This window comes from Streptomyces sp. NPDC088766 (assembly GCF_044750845.1).
In the GTDB taxonomy this organism is placed as follows: domain Bacteria; phylum Actinomycetota; class Actinomycetes; order Streptomycetales; family Streptomycetaceae; genus Streptomyces.
On sequence record NZ_JBIVKQ010000002.1, the window covers coordinates 1 to 17720 of the forward strand.

Genomic DNA, 17720 nt, shown 5'->3' on the forward strand with positions numbered 1-17720 from the left:
CCGTCAGGAACAAGATCAGCACGCACCCCGGACACACTGCCGACCAAGATCGCCAAACGCAAGAACCGCAGCTCAACTCATTCTGAAACGATCAGTAAAGGGCGTCCCCCATCAGCTCCGCCAGGTCGCGGTCCAGATCGAGCTGCAGGTGCTCCAGACCGGCCGGCACGAGTTCGCCGGCGGCCTCGAGGAAGCGCCGGATCTCCGCCGAGTGCACGTGCACGATCGCCGTGCCCTCCGGTGCGTGGAACTCCAGCACCGTCCGGTCGTACCCGTACGGCCGCACGCGCACGTCCCCGTCGCCCTCGGCGTCGTGCAGACCCGCGGTGAGCAGGTCGCGGGCGAAGGTCCAGCAGACGTCCACGCCCTCCAGCGTGGCCGGGGCGGGGAAGGTCATGCGGACGGCGAAGGGGTCACGACGGTCGTAGTGCAGCGTGGCGGTGATGCTCTGCATCCGCGGTGCGGCGGCGACCAGGCGCGCCTCGACGGGCTGCTCGATGACGATGGACAACGCCTTGCTCCCTTGTGACGGCGGGGCGAACTACCGGGTGGGTGAGGCCGGACACTGGAAGAGACGCCGGAACCGGCCGATTCGTGCACACGCAGTTCGAGTGACCTCGGTCACCGCCTTTCATGCGCACGAGTGACCCACCTCTCCTGCTGTGCCTGCGCGGACCGGTGAGGTGGGGGAGGGCATCTGGACGCCACCGGAGCGGTGGACTAGCTTCGCCCGCCATGAGGCCCTCGGGGAAGACGCGACACACGATCCACGCGGCACGCACGGCACGCATGGCACCTGCGAGGCGCACGGCACCGGCGAGGCGCGCGGGGCGGACGGCGGCGGTGGGAGCGGCCTGCGCGGCGGTGCTGGCCGTGCTGACGGTCGTACCCGCGCAGGCGCAACCCGCGCAGGCGCACGCCACCGGGCGGGCCGGCCACGCGCCCGCGTGGGCACCCAAGGACACCGGGACTCCGACCGTCCGCTTCCGCGGGCTGGCCGCGGTCGACCGGGACACCGCCTGGCTGGCGGGTACGCGGGGCACCGTCCTGCGCACCACCGACGGCGGCGCGAGCTGGCGGAACGTCTCCCCGCCCGGAGCCGCCGACCTGCAGTTCAGGGACGTGGAGGCCTTCGACGCGCGGCACGCCGTGGTGCTGGCCATCGGCGAGGGCGAGGCCTCCCGGGTCTATCGCACCGCCGACGGCGGGGCGACCTGGACGGAGTCCTTCCGCAACACCGACGCACGGGCCTTCTACGACTGCCTGACCTTCTTCGACCGCCGCCACGGCCTCGCGATGAGCGACCCGGTGGACGGCAGGTTCCGCATCCTGTCGACCAGCGACGGCGGCCGCTCCTGGACGGTGCTGCCGGACGCGGGCATGCCGCCCGCCCTGCCGGGCGAGGCGGGCTTCGCGGCGAGCGGCCAGTGCCTGGTCTCGGCCGGTCCCCGGGACGTGTGGCTGGCCACCGGCGGCGCCGCACGCGCACGCGTGCTGCACTCCGCGGACCGGGGGCGGACCTGGAAGGTCACCGACGCCCCGATCCCGGCGGGCGACCCCGCGCGCGGGGTGTTCGCGCTGGCCTTCCGCGACCGCGGTCACGGCCTCGCGGTCGGCGGCGACTACCGCGCCGACCAGCCCTCCCCGTCGGCCGCCGCCACGACCGGTGACGCGGGCCGGACCTGGCGGCCCGCCGGCACGCCCCCGCCCGCCTACCGCTCCGGCGTCGCCTGGCTGCCGCACAGCCGCACCGCCGCCCTCGCGGTCGGCCCCACCGGCACCGACCTGACCACCGACGCGGGCCGCACCTGGCGCACCCTCGACACCGGCTCGTACGACACCGTCGACTGCGCCCCGGACCACGGCTGCTGGGCCGCCGGTGAACAGGGGCGGGCGGCACGCCTGGAGAGATGAGCCGTTCGGGGGGTACCCGGCCGGTGCGGACACGAGAGGAGTGAGCGCACATGCCACGCGGTTCCAGCCCCAAGCGGGAGCGCCAGTACGAGCACATCAAGGAGAGCGCGCGGGAACGGGGGGAGAGCGCCGGCCGGGCGGAGGAGATCGCCGCCCGCACGGTGAACAAGGAGCGTGCCCGGTCCGGCGAGTCGAAGACCGCGAGCCGCACCTCCACGCAGGACAAGTCGTCCGGCGAGCGGGGTGGACAGCGATCCGGCAAGGGCTCCGGAGGGCCCACCTACGACCAGTTGTACGAGGAGGCCGAGCGCCGCAACGTCCACGGCCGTTCGGACATGAACAAGAGCCAGTTGCAGCGCGCCCTGGGCAAGGACTGAGGACGCGGCCCGGTCAGCCGGGTCCGCTCCGGTACCGCTCGAGCCCGGACGCCGTCTTCGTGGCCTCGAACTCCGTGACGCAGTACGCGCACACACCGGCCGGGACGAAGGGGTCGCCCGCGGCGATCCCTTCGACCGTGGCGCGGTCCTCCGCGACGGCGAGGATCACACCGCCGTCGCGGGGGCTCTTGCGCCCTGACGCCGGGAACACCCCGCGCGCGTACTGCTCGGTCGAGCCAGGCCACGTGGTCCGGCAGGACGGCGTCCACGGCGTCCACGGCGGCGGCGTCCGGAGGTGCCGTGCAGGCCGGTTCCCGTACGAACCATGATCGCGAGCCTGCGCCGTCCGGAGCGGCCCGCGTAGGCTCGCCCTCACCATGACGACCGTAGACGTTCCGGCGGGCTGGCCCGCGACCGAGGAGGAGGCCCGCGCCGTCCAGGACGAGCTGCGGGCCAGGGTGGTGCTCGACGAGGCGGGGCCGCCGCCCGGTACCGGGTGGGTGACCGGGGTCGACGTCGCCTACGACGACGAGCGGGACGTCGTCGCGGCGGCGGCCGTCGTGCTGGACGCGGCGAGCCTCGACGTGGTCGCCGAGGCCACCGCCGTGGGGCGGATCTCCTTCCCCTACGTCCCCGGCCTGCTCGCCTTCCGTGAGATCCCCACCGTGCTCGCCGCCCTGGAGGCCCTGCCCCGCGAGCCCGGCCTGGTCGTCTGCGACGGCTACGGCCTCGCCCACCCCCGCCGCTTCGGCCTCGCCGGCCATCTCGGCGTCCTCACCGGCCTGCCCACGATCGGCGTCGCCAAGAACCCGTTCGCCTTCTCCTACGCCGATCCGGCCGCCGCGCGCGGCTCGGCCGCGCCGCTGCTGGCCGGCGACGAGGAGGTGGGCCGGGCCCTGCGCACGCGCGCGGGGGTCAAGCCGGTCTTCGTCTCGGTCGGCCACCGGGTGGGCCTGGACAACGCCTGCGCCCACACCCTGGCCCTGACACCGCGGTTCCGCCTGCCGGAGTCGACCCGGCGGGCGGACGCGCTGTGCCGCAGGGCACTCCGGGAGGCGATCACCCGCCACTGACCGGCCTCGCGGCGTGCCCCGCAGTCCGGCCACCCGTCGCCCGGCTCCGGGGCGCGGTGACCGGGGGCGCCGAGGCTGCCCACGCCCGTGAGGCCCGAGCGCGCCGAACTGAGTACCCGTACGGATGTGAGGTCCGGCGCGCGCCGGGCAGTCTGACCATATGACGACGCACCGAGCCCCGAAGCCCCTCGCCGACCCCGACCGGCCCGTCGAGCGCGCCGTGAACGCCGCGCTGGTCCTCGCCGTCCTGGCCGGACTCGGCTGGATCGCCGGGATGATCTACACGCTGGTGGAGTGGCCGGTCTAGGGCACGCCCCGTCGGACGGCCCCGGACCGGACGGCCCCGGACCGGACGGCCCCGGACCGGACGGCCCCGGACCGGGCGGCCCCGGACCGGACGGCCCCGGACCGGGCGGCCCCGGACCGGGCGGCCCCGGACCGGGCGGCCCCGGACCGGACGGCCCGGGAGCGGTACCGGAAGGCCCGCGACCGGCCCGCGGTCAGCGGCTCGACGCCACCCGGAAGCGGATGCCCGCCGCGCGCAGCCGCCCGGTCAGCGCGTCGCCCATCGCCACCGCCGTCGTGACCTGCCCGGCCGTCTCCGGCAGGTCGTCGAGGGCCAGGGCCAGCGCGGCCTCGGCGAACATCTTCGCCGTCTCGTCGTAGCCGGGATCCCCGCCGGAGACCTCCGTGCACACCCGCCGGCCGCCGCCCTCGCCCACGAACCGGACGGAGAACCAGCTGCGTGCCCGCTTCTCGGCGCTCGGGCCCGCCCCCGGCTTCAGCCGGTCCGACAGCCACCGCCGGGCGGGCGGCACCTGGGCGGCGGCGAACAGCGCGCCGACGGCCGCGGTACCGCCCAGCGCGACGGGCAGCCGTCGTACGGCCGCGTAGTGGCGGTAGCGGAAGTCGGGGCCGTAGCGCTCCAGGGCCCTCGCCGACCGGCGCACGATCTGCGGGTCGATCGTGGGCAGGGGCAGCGCCCAGGCGCCGACCTCCGGCGCGAACCGGGGCGTCCCCAGCGGTGCCGTGGCCCGGCGGCCCATCAGCCGCGGCTCGTGCCGGTGCCGTTCGCGGGCCGCGGCCGCCAGCTGCCTGCCGCGGGCGAACTGGCCGAGCGCGGAGGCGAACGTCCCGCCCGAGAAGGCGGCGTCGACGGCGACGTAGCCGTCCACCGTCAGGGGCACGCCCTCCGGCAGCTGCCGGACGGTGAAGTACGCGCCCAGGTCGTGCGGGACCGAGTCGAACCCGCACGCGTGCACCAGCCGGGCGCCCGTCTCCCGCGCGCGGGCGTCGTGCCGCACGTACGTCAGGTCCACGAACTCCGGCTCGCCGGTGAGGTCGAGGTAGTCGGTGCCGGCGTCCGCGCAGGCGGCCACCAGCTCCTCGCCGTACGTCACGTAGGGGCCGACGGTCGTGGCGACCACGCGCGCGTGGTCGGCGAGCGCGCGCAGCGAGGCCGGATCGGACACGTCCGCGCGCAGCACACCGGGCTCGGCACCGCCCGGCAGCCGGTCGCGCAGCCGCCGCAGCCGCTCCTGGTCGCGGCCGGCGACCGCCCAGCGCAGGCCCTCGGGCGCGTGGGCGGCCAGGTACTCCGCGGTGAGCGTCCCGACGAAGCCGGTGGCCCCGAAGAGCACGATGTCGTAGGGACGGTCCGTCGTTTTCAGCCTGCTCATGACACTCCTTGGTCCCGCAGCCCGTGCCGCTGTCGCCGGCTGAGGCTAGCGTGAGGACGGCGGGACCCGCCGACCCCGGTGCCGAGTAACGGCCCCGGCTCCCGGAAACTGGCCAAGCGCTTGCTCGCCGCGTCTTGTGCCCGCTGGAACACGTTCTTAGCATCACTGGTGTTACATCGGTTGTGTCACAGCGAGGGAGCCGGATGACGACGACGGCAGGGACAGCGGGGCCAGGCCCGCTCGCCGGGGTGCGCGTGGTCGAACTGGCCGGCATCGGGCCCGGTCCCTTCGCGGCCATGCTGCTGGCCGACCTCGGCGCCGACGTCGTCCGCGTGGACCGCCCCGGCGGCCCCTCCCTCGGCATCGACCCGGACCACGACGTCACCAACCGCAACAAGCGCTCGGTGCTCGTGGACCTCAAGGCGCCGGACGGCCCCGCGCGCGTGCTCGACCTCGCCGCCCGCGCCGACGTCCTCATCGAGGGCAACCGCCCCGGCGTCGCCGAGCGCCTCGGCGTCGGCCCCGAGGCCTGCCACGCCCGCAACCCCCGGCTGGTCTACGGCCGGATGACCGGCTGGGGCCAGGACGGCCCCCTCGCCCGGCGCGCCGGCCACGACATCACCTACATCGCCCTCACCGGCACCCTCGGCATGATCGGCACCCCCGGCACGCCCCCGCCCGCCCCCGCCAACCTCCTCGGCGACTACGCCGGCGGCTCCCTCTACCTCGTCGTCGGCGTCCTCGCCGCGCTGCACCACGCCCGCGCCACCGGCACCGGACAGGTCGTCGACGCCGCCGTCGTCGACGGCACCGCCCACCTCTCCGCCATGATCCACGGCATGCTCTCCGCCGGCAGCTGGCAGGACCGCCGCGCCGCCAACCTCCTCGACGGCGGCTGCCCCTACTACGGCACCTACGAGACCGCCGACGGCGGCCACATGGCCGTCGGCGCCCTGGAACCGCGTTTCTACGAAGAGTTCGTCCGGCTGCTCGGCCTCGACGACTTCACCGACGCCCGCACGGACTGGACCCGCTGGGGCGACCTGCGCGAGGCCGTCACGGCCCGCTTCGCCTCCCGCACCCGCGCGGAGTGGACGGCCGTCTTCGAGGACACCGACGCGTGCGTGGCGCCCGTGCTGTCGCTGCGCGAGGCCCCGCACCACCCGCACCTCGCCGCCCGCGGCACCTTCACCGACCACGACGGCCTCACCCAGCCCGCCCCCGCCCCGCGCTTCTCCGTCACCCCGACGGCCGTGCGCGGCGGGCCCGCGCGGCCCGGGGCCGACACCGCCGCCGTGGCCCGCGACTGGGACGTGCCCCGGCTCGCCGGACCCCGGGACACCCAGCACCCCGACCCTCACCGAAAGGCCTCCCCGTGAGCACCGAAGCGTACGTGTACGACGCGATCCGCACCCCGCGCGGGCGCGGCAAGGCAGGCGGCGCCCTGCACGGCACGAAGCCCATCGACCTCGTCGTCGGGCTCATCCACGAGCTGCGCGGGCGCTTCCCCGACCTGGACCCGGCCGCGATCGACGACATCGTGCTGGGCGTCGTCGGGCCGGTCGGCGACCAGGGCTCCGACATCGCGCGGATCGCCGCCATCGCCGCCGGACTGCCCGACACCGTGGCGGGCGTGCAGGAGAACCGCTTCTGCGCCTCCGGTCTCGAGGCCGTCAACCTGGCCGCCATGAAGGTCCGTTCCGGCTGGGAGGACCTCGTCCTCGCGGGCGGCGTGGAGTCGATGTCCCGGGTGCCGATGGCCTCCGACGGCGGCGCCTGGTTCAACGACCCGATGACCAACCTCGCCGTGAACTTCGTGCCGCAGGGCATCGGCGCCGACCTCATCGCCACCATCGAGGGCTTCTCCCGCCGGGACGTCGACGAGTACGCCGCCCTCTCCCAGGAGCGGGCGGCCACCGCCGTCAAGGAGGGCCGCTTCGACCGCTCGCTCGTGCCGGTGAGGGACCGCAGCGGCCTCGTCGTCCTCGACCACGACGAGCACCCGCGCCCCGGCACCACCGCCGACTCCCTCGCCAGGCTGAAGCCCTCCTTCGCCGACATCGGCGAACTGGGCGGCTTCGACGCCGTGGCGCTCCAGAAGTACCACTGGGTGGAGAGGATCGACCACGTCCACCACGCGGGCAACTCCTCCGGCATCGTCGACGGCGCCTCGCTCGTCGCGGTCGGCTCCAAGGAGGCCGGCGAGCGGTACGGCCTCACCCCGCGCGCGCGGATCGTCTCCGCGGCCGTCTCCGGCTCCGAGCCCACGATCATGCTCACCGGCCCCGCGCCCGCCACCCGCAAGGCCCTCGCCAAGGCCGGCCTGACCATCGACGACATCGACCTCGTCGAGATCAACGAGGCCTTCGCCGCGGTCGTCCTGCGCTTCGCGCGGGACATGGGCCTGTCCCTGGACAAGGTCAACGTCAACGGCGGCGCGATCGCCCTCGGCCACCCCCTCGGCGCCACCGGCGCCATGATCCTCGGCACGCTCGTCGACGAACTGGAACGCCAGGACAAGCGCTACGGCCTCGCCACCCTCTGCGTGGGCGGCGGCATGGGCATCGCCACGATCGTCGAACGCGTCTGACCACCCCGGCGGAACCAAGAGACTGCTACGGAGACCCTGTCATGACACAGAGCACCACCATCCGCTGGGAACAGGACCGCACCGGCCTCGTCACCCTCGTCCTCGACGACCCCGGCCAGTCCGCCAACACCATGAACCAGGCGTTCCGCGCCTCGCTCGCGCAGGTCGCCGACCGCCTGGAGGCCGAGAAGGACACCGTCCGGGGCGTCATCATCACCTCCGCGAAGAAGACCTTCTTCGCGGGCGGCGACCTGCGCGACCTGATCCGCGTCACCCCCGACACCGCCCGGGAACTCCTCGACGGCGGCCTGGAGATCAAGCGCAACCTGCGCCGCATCGAGACCCTCGGCAAGCCCGTCGTCGCCGCCCTCAACGGCGCGGCCCTGGGCGGCGGTTACGAACTCGCCCTCGCCTGCCACCACCGCGTCGCCCTCGACGCGCCCGGCTCGAAGATCGGCTGCCCCGAGGTCACCCTCGGACTGCTCCCCGGCGGCGGCGGCGTCGTGCGCACGGTCCGCCTGCTCGGCATCGCCGACGCCCTCCTCAAGGTCCTCCTCCAGGGCACCCAGTACAGCCCGCGGCGCGCTCTGGAGAACGGCCTGGTCGACGAGGTCGCCGACACCCACGACGAGATGCTCGACAAGGCCCGCGCCTTCATCGACGCCCACCCCGAGTCGCAGCAGCCCTGGGACCGGCCCGGCTACCGCATCCCCGGCGGCACCCCCGCCCATCCCAAGTTCGCGGCGAACCTGCCCGCCTTCCCCGCCACCCTGCGCAAGCAGACCGGCGGCGCCCCCTACCCGGCGCCGCGGAGCATCCTGGCCGCCGCCGTCGAGGGCGCCCAGGTCGACTTCGAGACCGCGCAGGTCGTCGAGGCCCGCTACTTCGTGGAACTGGCCGCCGGACAGACGTCGAAGAACATGATCCAGGCCTTCTTCTTCGACCTCCAGGCCGTCAACTCCGGGGTCAGCCGGCCCCAGGGCGTCGAGCCCCGCCAGGTCCGCAGGGCGGCCGTCCTCGGCGCCGGCATGATGGGCGCCGGCATCGCCTACGCGGCCGCCCGCGCGGGCATCGACGTCGTCCTCAAGGACGTCTCCCTCGAAGCGGCCCTCAAGGGCAAGGCGTACTCAGAGAAGCTCTGCGCCAAGGCCGTCTCCCGCGGCCGCACCAGCCAGGAGAAGGCGGACGCCCTGCTCGCCCGCATCACGCCCACCGCGGACCCGCAGGACCTGGCCGGCTGCGACGCCGTCATCGAGGCCGTCTTCGAGGACACCTCCCTCAAGCACAAGGTCTTCCAGGAGATCCAGCACATCGTCGAACCCGACGCCCTGCTCTGCTCCAACACCTCCACCCTGCCCATCACCGTCCTCGCCGAGGGCGTCGAGCGGCAGAGCGACTTCGTGGGACTGCACTTCTTCTCGCCCGTCGACAAGATGCCGCTCGTCGAGATCATCAAGGGCGAGCGCACCGGCGACGAGGCCCTCGCCCGCGCCTTCGACCTGGTCCGGCAGATCAACAAGACGCCGATCGTCGTCAACGACTCGCGCGGCTTCTTCACCTCACGGGTGATCGGCCACTTCATCAACGAGGGCGTCGCCATGGTCGGCGAGGGCATCGAGCCCGCGTCCGTGGAGCAGGCGGCCGCCCAGGCCGGCTACCCGGCCAAGGTCCTGTCCCTCATGGACGAGCTGACCCTGACCCTGCCGCGAAAGATCCGGAACGAGTCGAAGCGGGCCGTCGAGGAGGCCGGCGGCACCTGGCCCGGCCACCCCGCCGAGGCCGTCATCGACCGCATGGTCGACGAGTTCGGCCGCACCGGCCGCAGCGGCGGCGCCGGCTTCTACGACTACGACGAGGACGGCAGGCGGGCCGGACTGTGGCCGGGCCTGCGCGAGCACTTCACCCGCGACGACGCGCGGAGCCCCTCCGAGACCGTGCCGTTCGAGGACATGCAGGAACGCATGCTGTTCTCCGAGGCCCTCGACACCGTCCGCCTCCTGGAGGAGGGCGTCCTGACGTCCGTCGCCGACGCCAACATCGGCTCCCTGTTCGGCATCGGCTTCCCCGGCTGGACCGGCGGCGTCCTGCAGTACATCAACGGCTACGACGGCGGCCTGCCCGGATTCGTGGCACGCGCGCGTGAACTCGCCGAGCGCTACGGCGACCGCTTCACCCCGCCCGCGCTGCTGGTGGCCAAGGCGGAGAAGGGCGAGACCTTCACGGACGCCCGCTGAGCGGTCCCGCCCGTCACGGCGAGCCGTCCGTCACGGGGAGCCGTCGGTCTCCGGCGGCTCCCCGAGCCACTCCCGCACCTCCTCGGTCAGCGACCGCTGGAAGGCCGTCAGCAGCGCCTGCACGACCAGCGGCTGCATGTGCGCCGACAGCGACCGCACCGCCCGCGCGTCCCGCTCCGCCACGTCCTCGCGGAGCAGCCGCGACAGCTCGTGGGCCGCCGCCCGCGCGTGGTCCACCAGGACGTTGCGGGCCGCGAGGATCGCCTCCTGCGACAGCGGTACGTCGAGGAGACGGACGCCCAGCCTGAGCAGCCCGGCGTCGACGCGGTACGCGCCGTCGCCGGCCCGCTCGCCCAGCACGCCCATGGCGGTCAGCCGCGCCACGTCCTCGTCGTCCAGCGCCCGCCCCGCCCGCCGTCCGAGCTCCTCCCGCGACACCGTCTCCACGGTGTCCGGCGCCCAGGACGCCACCACCGCCCGGTGCACGGCCAGGTCGCGGGCGTCGAGGCCGGGCGGCAGCCGGTCCAGGTAGCGCTCGATCGCCGCCAGCGTCAGGCCCTGCCGCTGCAGCTCCTCGATCAGCGCGAGGCGCGCCAGGTGCTCCTGCCCGTAGCGCCCCACCCGGCGCGGACCGATCACCGGCGGCGGCAGCAGCCCCTTGGTGCTGTAGAACCGCACCGTCCGCACGGTGACCCCCGCACGAGCGGCCAGCTCGTCGACCGTGAGGGCCGGCTCCTCGGTCTCGATCGTCATGTCCAGCAGTATCGCTGTCACACCAGTGCTGTGAAACCCGAGGCGCCGTGACGGCCGACCCGTGCGGACCCGAGCCGGTGCCAGTGGCCTCCCCCACGGTGGCCCCATGTCGGAGATCACTCATGTCCGGGGGACGCCACCGCGCCGTCGGTGAAGGGCGTCAAGGTGACCGCCCGTGTCTGCAACGACATCGGAGGACGGAGGAAGGCCTTCGTCCCGGCGCTGTCGCGCCGCCGGCCCGGACCGGCAGCAAGGGCGTGCCCGTGCGCTACGAGGCCGTCGACGCGGGCGCCGGCGCTCCTGGCGGACAGGGCCGCCGAACTCGGTGCCTCCGTCCGCATGCCCCGCATAGGGTGTGGTCTGGCCGGCGGCAAGTGGTCCCGCGTCGAGCCGCTCGTCCGCGGGCGGCTCGTGGCGCGGGGGACCGCCGTCACGGTCCACGGCCACGGGGAGGGGCAGAAGTGAGCAGGGACAGCCGGGACATCGACGTGCTCGTACTGGGCGGCGCGGGGGTGGACACCATCGTGTACGTGCCGGAGCTGCCGCTCCCGTACGCCGACAGCTACATGATCGACAGCGGGGTCCGCACCCGCGCGGGACAGACGGGCGACTTCGTCGCGCTGGGGCTGAGCACCCTCGGCCTGCGCACCCACCACCTCGACTTCCTCGGCGACGATCCCGAGGGCGACCTGGTGCGCGCCCTGCACGAGGACCGGGGCATCGACCTCACCGCGGTCCCGCAGCCCGCCGGCACCAAGCGCGCGGTCAACCTCGTCGGCCCGGACGGCAGGCGCCTCTCCCTGTACGACACGAGCCGCGCCCACCCCGACGACCGGTTCCCGAACGACACCCTGCGGACCCTCGCCGGCGCCAGCCGGCACGCGCACGTGTCCATCACCCAGCCCTGCGCCCACGCCCTGCCCGTCCTGCGCGAGAGCGGCGTGACCCTCTCCACCGACCTGCACAACTGGGACGGCGAGAACCCCTACCACGAGTCGTTCGCGCACGCCGCCGACGTCGTCTTCCTCTCCACGACCGCCCTGGCCGACCCCGAGCGCACCATGCGCCGCATCGCCGAACGGGGCCGCGCCGAGGTGGTCGTCGCCACGGCCGGCGCCGAGGGCGCGTACCTGCTGGCCGACGGCGAGCTGAGCCACGTCCCGCCGGTGACGCCCCCGGCCCCGGTGGTGGACAGCAACGGCGCCGGTGACGCCTTCGCCGCCGCCTTCCTCTACGGCCGCCTCACCGGCGAGCCCCCGCACAGATGCGCCCGGTACGGCGCGGTCGCGGGGGCGTACGCCTGCACCGTCCCCTCCACGGAGGCGGCCGCCATCGGCCGGGACGAACTCCTCGCCGGGGCGGCCCAGGGGAGTCCCGCCGTCTGAGCCGCCCGCACGCGTCACGGCCGCGGCCGGCACTCGGCCGCCCTCCTTCGCGCGGGAGCCGACCGCTGTACCGTCCCGCACGCGCTTCACGATCCAAAGACCGTTCGCGACCGCCGCAGCCACCCTGACTGCCGCCTCCGTACCCCGGGTCGCCGGACGGCGTCGACACCCCCGCGCACCGCGTCCCGTGGGGGCGCCGGTTCAGGAGGGGGCGGCCAGCCCGGCCGCCTCCTCCGCGCAGCCCCACGCCACGGTCACCCCGGCGCCGCCGTGCCCGTAGTGGTGCACCACCACCCGGCCGTCCGGCAGCACCTCCCGCTCCAGCCGCACCGCCGGACGGACCGGCCGCAGTCCCACCCGGTGCTCCAGGACCCGCGCCCCGGCCACCTCCGGCCGCAGCGCCGCACACCGCCGGACGATCGCCGCCGCCACCGCCGGGTCCGGCTCCAGGGACCACACGCCCTCCTCGGCCGTGCCGCCCAGCAGCAGCCGCCCCGGCTGCGGGAAGAGGTAGGCCATCTCGCCGTCCGGCGCGGTGGAGACGAGCCAGGTGCGCACCCCCGGGTTCGCCACGACGACCAGCTGCCCGCGCACGGGCCGTACCGAAGGGTCCGGGACCAGGTCGCGGGCGCCCAGGCCGGTACAGTTCACCACCACCGGAGCGTCGGCCTCCGCCAGATCCCGCACCGTGCGCTCCTCGACCGTGCCGCCCGCCTGCCGCAGCCGCTCCCGCAGCCAGGGCAGGTGCGCCGCCATGTCGATCAGCGGCAGCCGGGCCCGGACGGCGGTGCCGCCGGGGTACTCCGCGGCCGTCGCCCGGCGCAGCCCGGCCAGCCGGCCGACGGCCCAGCCCTCGACGTCGGCCAGGTCGGTCTCGCCCATCACCCCGTCGACCAGGCGTACCCCGGTCGGCTCCGGCCGCTGCGCCAGCTCCTCGTACACCTGGAGCGAGCGCAGCGCCCACGTCCGCGCCGACGCCACCGGCTCGATGCGGTACGGCCACCACAGTGCGCCCGCGACCGCCGAGGTGGTCCGCTCCACCGGGTCCCGCGTCCACACCCGGACCCGCCGGCCCCGCTCGGCGAGGACGACCGCCGTCGCCAGCCCGACGACCCCGCCCCCGACCACGACCACCTCACCGCTGCGCCGAGTCTCCACGCCCGGACGGTAGCCGACGACCGGCCCGCCGGCGACGGTGCGGTGCGATCCCGGCACCGGCCGCCGACTAGGATCTACCGTCTGATGACTGCCACCCTCGTCGCCAAGAACCTCGCCGCCGGCCACGGCGACCGCTCCCTCTTCTCCGGGCTCGACCTCGTCGTCGCCCCCGGTGACGTGATCGGGCTGGTCGGAGCCAACGGCGCGGGCAAGTCCACCCTGCTGACGCTCCTCGCCGGGCTCACCGCACCCGAGCAGGGCGAGCTGCGCCTGTCCCCGCCGACCGCGACCGTCGGCCACCTGCCCCAGGAGCCCGAGCGCCGCCCCGGTGAGAGCGTGCGGGAGTTCCTGGCCCGCCGCACCGGCGTCGCCGAGGCCCAGCGGACCATGGACGAGGCCACCCAGGCCCTCGTCGAGGGGGCGCCGGGCTCCGACGACGCGTACGCCACCAGCCTGGAGCGCTGGCTCGACCTCGGCGGCGCCGACCTCGACGAGCGCGCCGCGGAGATCGCCGACTCCCTCGGCCTCGGCGTCGACCTGGACCAGCCGATGACCTCCCTGTCCGGCGGCCAGGCGGCCCGCGCGGGCCTGGCCTCCCTGCTCCTGTCCCGCTACGACGTCTTCCTCCTCGACGAGCCCACCAACGACCTCGACCTGGACGGCCTGGAGCGCCTCGAACGCTTCGTGACCGGCCTGCGCGCCGGCACCGTCGTCGTCAGCCACGACCGCGAGTTCCTCACCCGGACCGTCACCAAGGTCCTCGAACTCGACCTCGCCCAGCAGCAGATCAGGCTCTACGGCGGCGGCTACGACGCCTACCTGGAGGAGCGGGAGGTGGCCCGCCGGCACGCCCGCGAGGACTACGAGGAGTTCGCCGACAAGAAGGCTGCCCTCCAGGACCGCGCGCAGACCCAGCGCTCCTGGATGGACAAGGGCGTCAAGAACGCCCGCCGCAAGGCGGCCAACGACAACGACAAGATCGGCCGCAAGTTCCGCAGCGAGGCCAGCGAGAAGCAGGCCGCGAAGGCCCGCCAGACCCAGCGCATGATCGAACGCCTGGAGGTGGTCGACGAGCCGCGCAAGGAGTGGGAGCTGCGCATGGAGATCGCGTCCGCCCCGCGCTCCGGCGCCGTCGTGGCGACCCTGCGCGACGCCGAGGTGCGGCGCGGCGACTTCGCCCTCGGCCCGGTGACCCTCCAGATCGACTGGGCCGACCGGGTCGCGGTGACCGGCGCCAACGGCGCGGGCAAGTCGACCCTGCTGGGCGCGCTCCTCGGCCGGGTCCCGCTGGACGCCGGGCACGCCGCCCTCGGCTCGGGCGTCCTGGTCGGCGAGGTCGACCAGGCCCGCAAGCTGTTCCACGGGCCCGAGGCGCTGCTGGACGCGTTCGGCGCGGCCGTCCCCGACACCGAACCGGCGGAAGTGCGCACACTGCTGGCCAAGTTCGGCCTGAAGGCGGAGCACGTGCTGCGTCCGGCGGCCACCCTGTCACCGGGGGAACGCACCCGCGCGGCTCTCGCACTCCTCCAGGGCCGAGGGGTGAACCTCCTCGTCCTCGACGAGCCCACCAACCACCTCGACCTCCCGGCCATCGAGCAGCTGGAGTCGGCCCTCGACGCCTACCGGGGCACCCTCCTGCTGGTCACCCACGACCGCCGCATGCTGGACGCGGTCCACGTCACCCGGCGCCTGGAGGTCGCCGACGGCAAGGTGACGGAACGCTAGGGCGTTTGTGACGATCCGCGTCGGATCAGCGCGCGGCGTCCGGTGCCGGGGGCACCTCCCACGCCGTTCGGGCGGTGGGGGAACATCGCGGGGCGCAGGATCGCCCGCGCACCGGATGCACTCGGGTGATCCGACGACGCGGCGTGGGGGTCCCCCCGGCCGAAGGCCGGGGGAGTGCCGGGCGTCGCCCGGCCGGCGGGAATCGCCGGACATACCCCAGGGCAGCTCACCCGGCGATCCGGTTCGGCCCGGACGGTCTCGGGGCCCTGCTGCCGGTACGCCGGGGTGCGTCCACGCGAGGTGCTCATACGGTGCCGGGCCCGGCCCCCGCGCAGCGCGGAGAGCCGGGCCCGGCACACGCGTCCTACCGCCTGCCCTTCGGGCCGTCGGTCAGGCCGGCCCGGCGCAGGGCGTCCGCCATCGCGCTGTTGGCCGGCGGCGGCGCCTGACGCGAGCCGTCGGCCCGCCCGCCCCCGCCGCGCTGGCCGCCCTGCTGCCGCTGCCCGCCCTGCCGGCGCTGCTGCGGCGGACGACCGCCGCGCTGCGGCCGGCCCTCGCCCGACGGATCGCCCTTCGGGGCCGCCTCGTCGTCCAGCCGGAGCGTCAGCGAGATCCGCTTGCGCGGGATGTCGACGTCCAGGACCTTCACCCTGACGATGTCACCGGGCTTGACCACGTCCCGCGGGTCCTTGACGAACGTCCTGGACAACGCGGAGACGTGCGCCAGCCCGTCCTGATGGACGCCGATGTCGATGAACGCCCCGAAGGCCGCCACGTTCGTGACCACGCCCTCCAGGACCATCCCGGACTCCAGGTCGGAGATCTTCTCCACGCCCTCCTTGAACGAGGCCGTCTTGAAAGCCGGCCGCGGGTCGCGCCCCGGCTTCTCCAGCTCCTTGAGGATGTCGGTCACGGTCGGCAGACCGAACGTCTCGTCCACGAAGTCGGCCGGCCGCAGCGAACGCAGCACCGCCGTGTTGCCCACCAGCGAGGCCACCTCCTGACCGGACGTCTTCACCATCCGCCGCACCACCGGATAGGCCTCGGGGTGCACGCTGGAGGCGTCCAGCGGATCGTCGCCGCCGCGGATCCGCAGGAAGCCCGCGCACTGCTCGTACGCCTTCGGGCCGAGCCGGGGCACCTTCTTCAGAGCCTGCCGGGACGTGAACGGCCCGTTGGAGTCCCGGTGCGCCACGATGTTCTCGGCGAGGCCGGAGGTGATGCCCGAGACGCGGGCGAGCAGCGGGGCCGAGGCGGTGTTGACGTCGACGCCGACGCCGTTCACACAGTCCTCCACCACCGCGTCCAGCGAACGCGACAGCTTCACCTCGGACAGGTCGTGCTGGTACTGCCCGACGCCGATCGACTTGGGGTCGATCTTCACCAGCTCGGCGAGCGGGTCCTGGAGCCGACGCGCGATCGATACCGCCCCGCGCAGCGAGACGTCCATGTCGGGCAGCTCCTGCGAGGCGAACGCGGACGCCGAGTAGACGGAGGCCCCGGCCTCGGACACCATCACCTTGGTGAGCTTCAACTCCGGGTGCTTGGCGATGAGTTCCCCGGCGAGCTTGTCGGTCTCGCGGGACGCGGTGCCGTTGCCGATCGCGATCAGCTCGACCGCGTGCTCCTTCGCCAGCCGTGCGAGCTTGGCGATCGCCTCGTCCCACCTGTTGGCCGGGACGTGCGGGTGGACGACGTCGGTGGCCACCACCTTGCCGGTCGCGTCGACGACGGCCACCTTCACGCCCGTACGGAAGCCGGGGTCCAGGCCGAGCGTGGCGCGCGTGCCCGCCGGGGCGGCGAGCAGCAGGTCGCGCAGGTTCGCCGCGAAGACGTTCACCGCCTCGTCCTCGGCGGCCGTGCGCAGCCTGAGCCGCAGATCGATGCCGAGGTGCACCAGGAGGCGGGTGCGCCAGGCCCAGCGGACCGTGTCCTTCAGCCACTTGTCGCCCGGCCGCCCCCGGTCGGCGATGCCGAACCGGTGCGCCACGATCCCCTCGTACGACGACGGCCCGTCCGTCGGCTCCTCGGGCTCCAGGACGAGGTCGAGGACCTCCTCCTTCTCCCCGCGCAGCATCGCCAGGACGCGGTGCGAGGGCAGCGCGGTGAACGGCTCGGCGAAGTCGAAGTAGTCGGCGAACTTGGCGCCCGACTCCTCCTTGCCCTCCCGCACCCGCGCGGCGAGCCGGCCCCGCACCCACATGCGCTCGCGCAGCTCACCGATCAGGTCGGCGTCCTCCGAGAACCGCTCGGTGAGGATCGCCCGGGCGCCGTCCAGGGCGGCCTGCGGATCGGCGACGCCCTTGTCGGCGTCGACGAAGGCGGCCGCCGCGGCGAGCGGCTCCACCGACGGGTCGCCGAGCAGCCCGTCGGCGAGCGGCACCAGGCCCGCCTCCCGTGCGATCTGCGCCTTCGTCCGACGCTTCGGCTTGAACGGCAGGTAGATGTCCTCGAGCCGCGCCTTGGTCTCGGCGCCCCGGATCCGCGCCTCCAGCTCCTCGCTGAGCCTGCCCTGCTCGCGTACGGACTCCAGGATCGCCGTCCGGCGTTCCTCCAGCTCCCGCAGATAGCGCAGCCGCTCCTCGATCGTGCGCAGCTGCGCGTCGTCGAGCATCTCGGTCGCTTCCTTGCGGTAGCGGGCGATGAAAGGCACCGTGGAGCCGCCGTCGAGCAGCTCCACGGCGGACTTCACCTGCCGCTCCCGCACGCCGAGTTCCTCGGCGATCCTGCCTTCGATGGACCCTACTTCGATGGACCCGGGTGTCGTCACGATCCCGTACCGCCTTCTCCACTGGGGTTGCGCGGCAATTGTGGCAGGCGGCGCCGACACCC

General features: G+C 74.4%; 14 protein-coding genes and 2 pseudogenes. 10 read left to right on the forward strand and 6 right to left on the reverse strand.

The genetic code is table 11. From position 1 onward, the window contains the following. Nucleotides 1-91: 91 nt before the first annotated feature. Entirely contained in the window at nt 92-511 is a 420-nt protein-coding gene (locus ACIP5W_RS02690) for an SsgA family sporulation/cell division regulator (protein ID WP_401465694.1), read from the reverse strand. A gap of 278 nt (nt 512-789) precedes the next feature. Between ACIP5W_RS02690 and ACIP5W_RS02695 the strand changes: the two genes are divergently transcribed. Beyond that, nucleotides 790-1914: a WD40/YVTN/BNR-like repeat-containing protein gene (locus ACIP5W_RS02695; protein ID WP_401465697.1), complete on the forward strand. Its 1125-nt coding sequence runs from the start codon at nt 790-792 to the stop codon at nt 1912-1914. 50 nt (nt 1915-1964) lie between these two features. Further along, nucleotides 1965-2291 (forward strand): plasmid stabilization protein, encoded by a 327-nt coding sequence (locus ACIP5W_RS02700; RefSeq protein WP_401465700.1) that lies wholly within the window; start codon nt 1965-1967, stop codon nt 2289-2291. Between the two features lie 13 nt (nt 2292-2304). On the opposite strand, the pseudogene ACIP5W_RS02705 reads toward ACIP5W_RS02700, so the two are convergent. Then, nucleotides 2305-2569: pseudogene (locus tag ACIP5W_RS02705) on the reverse strand (YciI family protein). A gap of 99 nt (nt 2570-2668) precedes the next feature. On the opposite strand from ACIP5W_RS02705, the gene ACIP5W_RS02710 reads away from it, so the two are divergent. Both ACIP5W_RS02710 and mmpA read left to right on the forward strand, forming a co-directional pair. Continuing rightward, nucleotides 2669-3364 (forward strand): endonuclease V, encoded by a 696-nt coding sequence (locus tag ACIP5W_RS02710; RefSeq protein WP_401465703.1) that lies wholly within the window; start codon nt 2669-2671, stop codon nt 3362-3364. A gap of 160 nt (nt 3365-3524) precedes the next feature. Further along, nucleotides 3525-3671, forward strand: a complete 147-nt coding sequence (gene mmpA, locus ACIP5W_RS02715; RefSeq protein ID WP_094102551.1) for a morphogenic membrane protein MmpA — start codon at nt 3525-3527, stop codon at nt 3669-3671. A gap of 193 nt (nt 3672-3864) precedes the next feature. Here mmpA and ACIP5W_RS02720 read toward each other — a convergent pair whose 3' ends face one another. After that, a complete protein-coding gene (locus ACIP5W_RS02720; protein WP_401465706.1) occupies nt 3865-5043 on the reverse strand; it encodes a saccharopine dehydrogenase family protein in 1179 nt (392 codons plus the stop codon). A 203-nt stretch (nt 5044-5246) separates the two neighbouring features. Between ACIP5W_RS02720 and ACIP5W_RS02725 the strand changes: the two genes are divergently transcribed. From ACIP5W_RS02725 to ACIP5W_RS02735, 3 genes are read left to right on the forward strand one after another with little or no spacing between them, the layout of a single operon-like run. Continuing rightward, nucleotides 5247-6422 carry a CaiB/BaiF CoA transferase family protein gene (locus tag ACIP5W_RS02725; protein WP_401465709.1) on the forward strand — a complete coding sequence of 392 codons (1176 nt, stop codon included), beginning with the start codon at nt 5247-5249 and terminating at the stop codon, nt 6420-6422. Then, nucleotides 6419-7633: an acetyl-CoA C-acetyltransferase gene (locus ACIP5W_RS02730; RefSeq protein ID WP_401465712.1), complete on the forward strand. Its 1215-nt coding sequence runs from the start codon at nt 6419-6421 to the stop codon at nt 7631-7633. Before ACIP5W_RS02725 ends, ACIP5W_RS02730 begins: the two co-directional genes overlap by 4 nt. Nucleotides 7634-7674: 41 nt before the next feature. Beyond that, nucleotides 7675-9867 carry a 3-hydroxyacyl-CoA dehydrogenase NAD-binding domain-containing protein gene (locus ACIP5W_RS02735; protein ID WP_401465715.1) on the forward strand — a complete coding sequence of 731 codons (2193 nt, stop codon included), beginning with the start codon at nt 7675-7677 and terminating at the stop codon, nt 9865-9867. 30 nt (nt 9868-9897) lie between these two features. Here the strand turns inward: ACIP5W_RS02735 and ACIP5W_RS02740 are convergent, their stop codons facing one another. Then, nucleotides 9898-10620 (reverse strand): MerR family transcriptional regulator, encoded by a 723-nt coding sequence (locus tag ACIP5W_RS02740; protein WP_401465718.1) that lies wholly within the window; start codon nt 10618-10620, stop codon nt 9898-9900. Between the two features lie 106 nt (nt 10621-10726). Between ACIP5W_RS02740 and ACIP5W_RS02745 the strand changes: the two are divergent. Next, nucleotides 10727-11085, forward strand: a pseudogene (locus ACIP5W_RS02745) (Appr-1-p processing protein). Continuing rightward, nucleotides 11082-12005, forward strand: coding sequence for a PfkB family carbohydrate kinase (locus ACIP5W_RS02750; protein ID WP_401465721.1), 924 nt, complete (start codon nt 11082-11084; stop codon nt 12003-12005). Before ACIP5W_RS02745 ends, ACIP5W_RS02750 begins: the two are co-directional and overlap by 4 nt. A 201-nt stretch (nt 12006-12206) precedes the next feature. Here the strand turns inward: ACIP5W_RS02750 and ACIP5W_RS02755 are convergent, their stop codons facing one another. Next, nucleotides 12207-13163 carry an FAD-dependent oxidoreductase gene (locus ACIP5W_RS02755; RefSeq protein ID WP_401465724.1) on the reverse strand — a complete coding sequence of 319 codons (957 nt, stop codon included), beginning with the start codon at nt 13161-13163 and terminating at the stop codon, nt 12207-12209. Between the two features lie 84 nt (nt 13164-13247). On the opposite strand from ACIP5W_RS02755, the gene ACIP5W_RS02760 reads away from it, so the two are divergent. Beyond that, nucleotides 13248-14888: an ABC-F family ATP-binding cassette domain-containing protein gene (locus tag ACIP5W_RS02760; protein WP_401465727.1), complete on the forward strand. Its 1641-nt coding sequence runs from the start codon at nt 13248-13250 to the stop codon at nt 14886-14888. Between the two features lie 364 nt (nt 14889-15252). Here ACIP5W_RS02760 and ACIP5W_RS02765 read toward each other — a convergent pair whose 3' ends face one another. Next, on the reverse strand, nt 15253-17658 hold the full coding sequence (locus ACIP5W_RS02765; protein ID WP_401465729.1) for a Tex family protein: 2406 nt from the start codon (nt 17656-17658) through the stop codon (nt 15253-15255). Between the last annotated feature and the right edge of the window lie 62 nt (nt 17659-17720).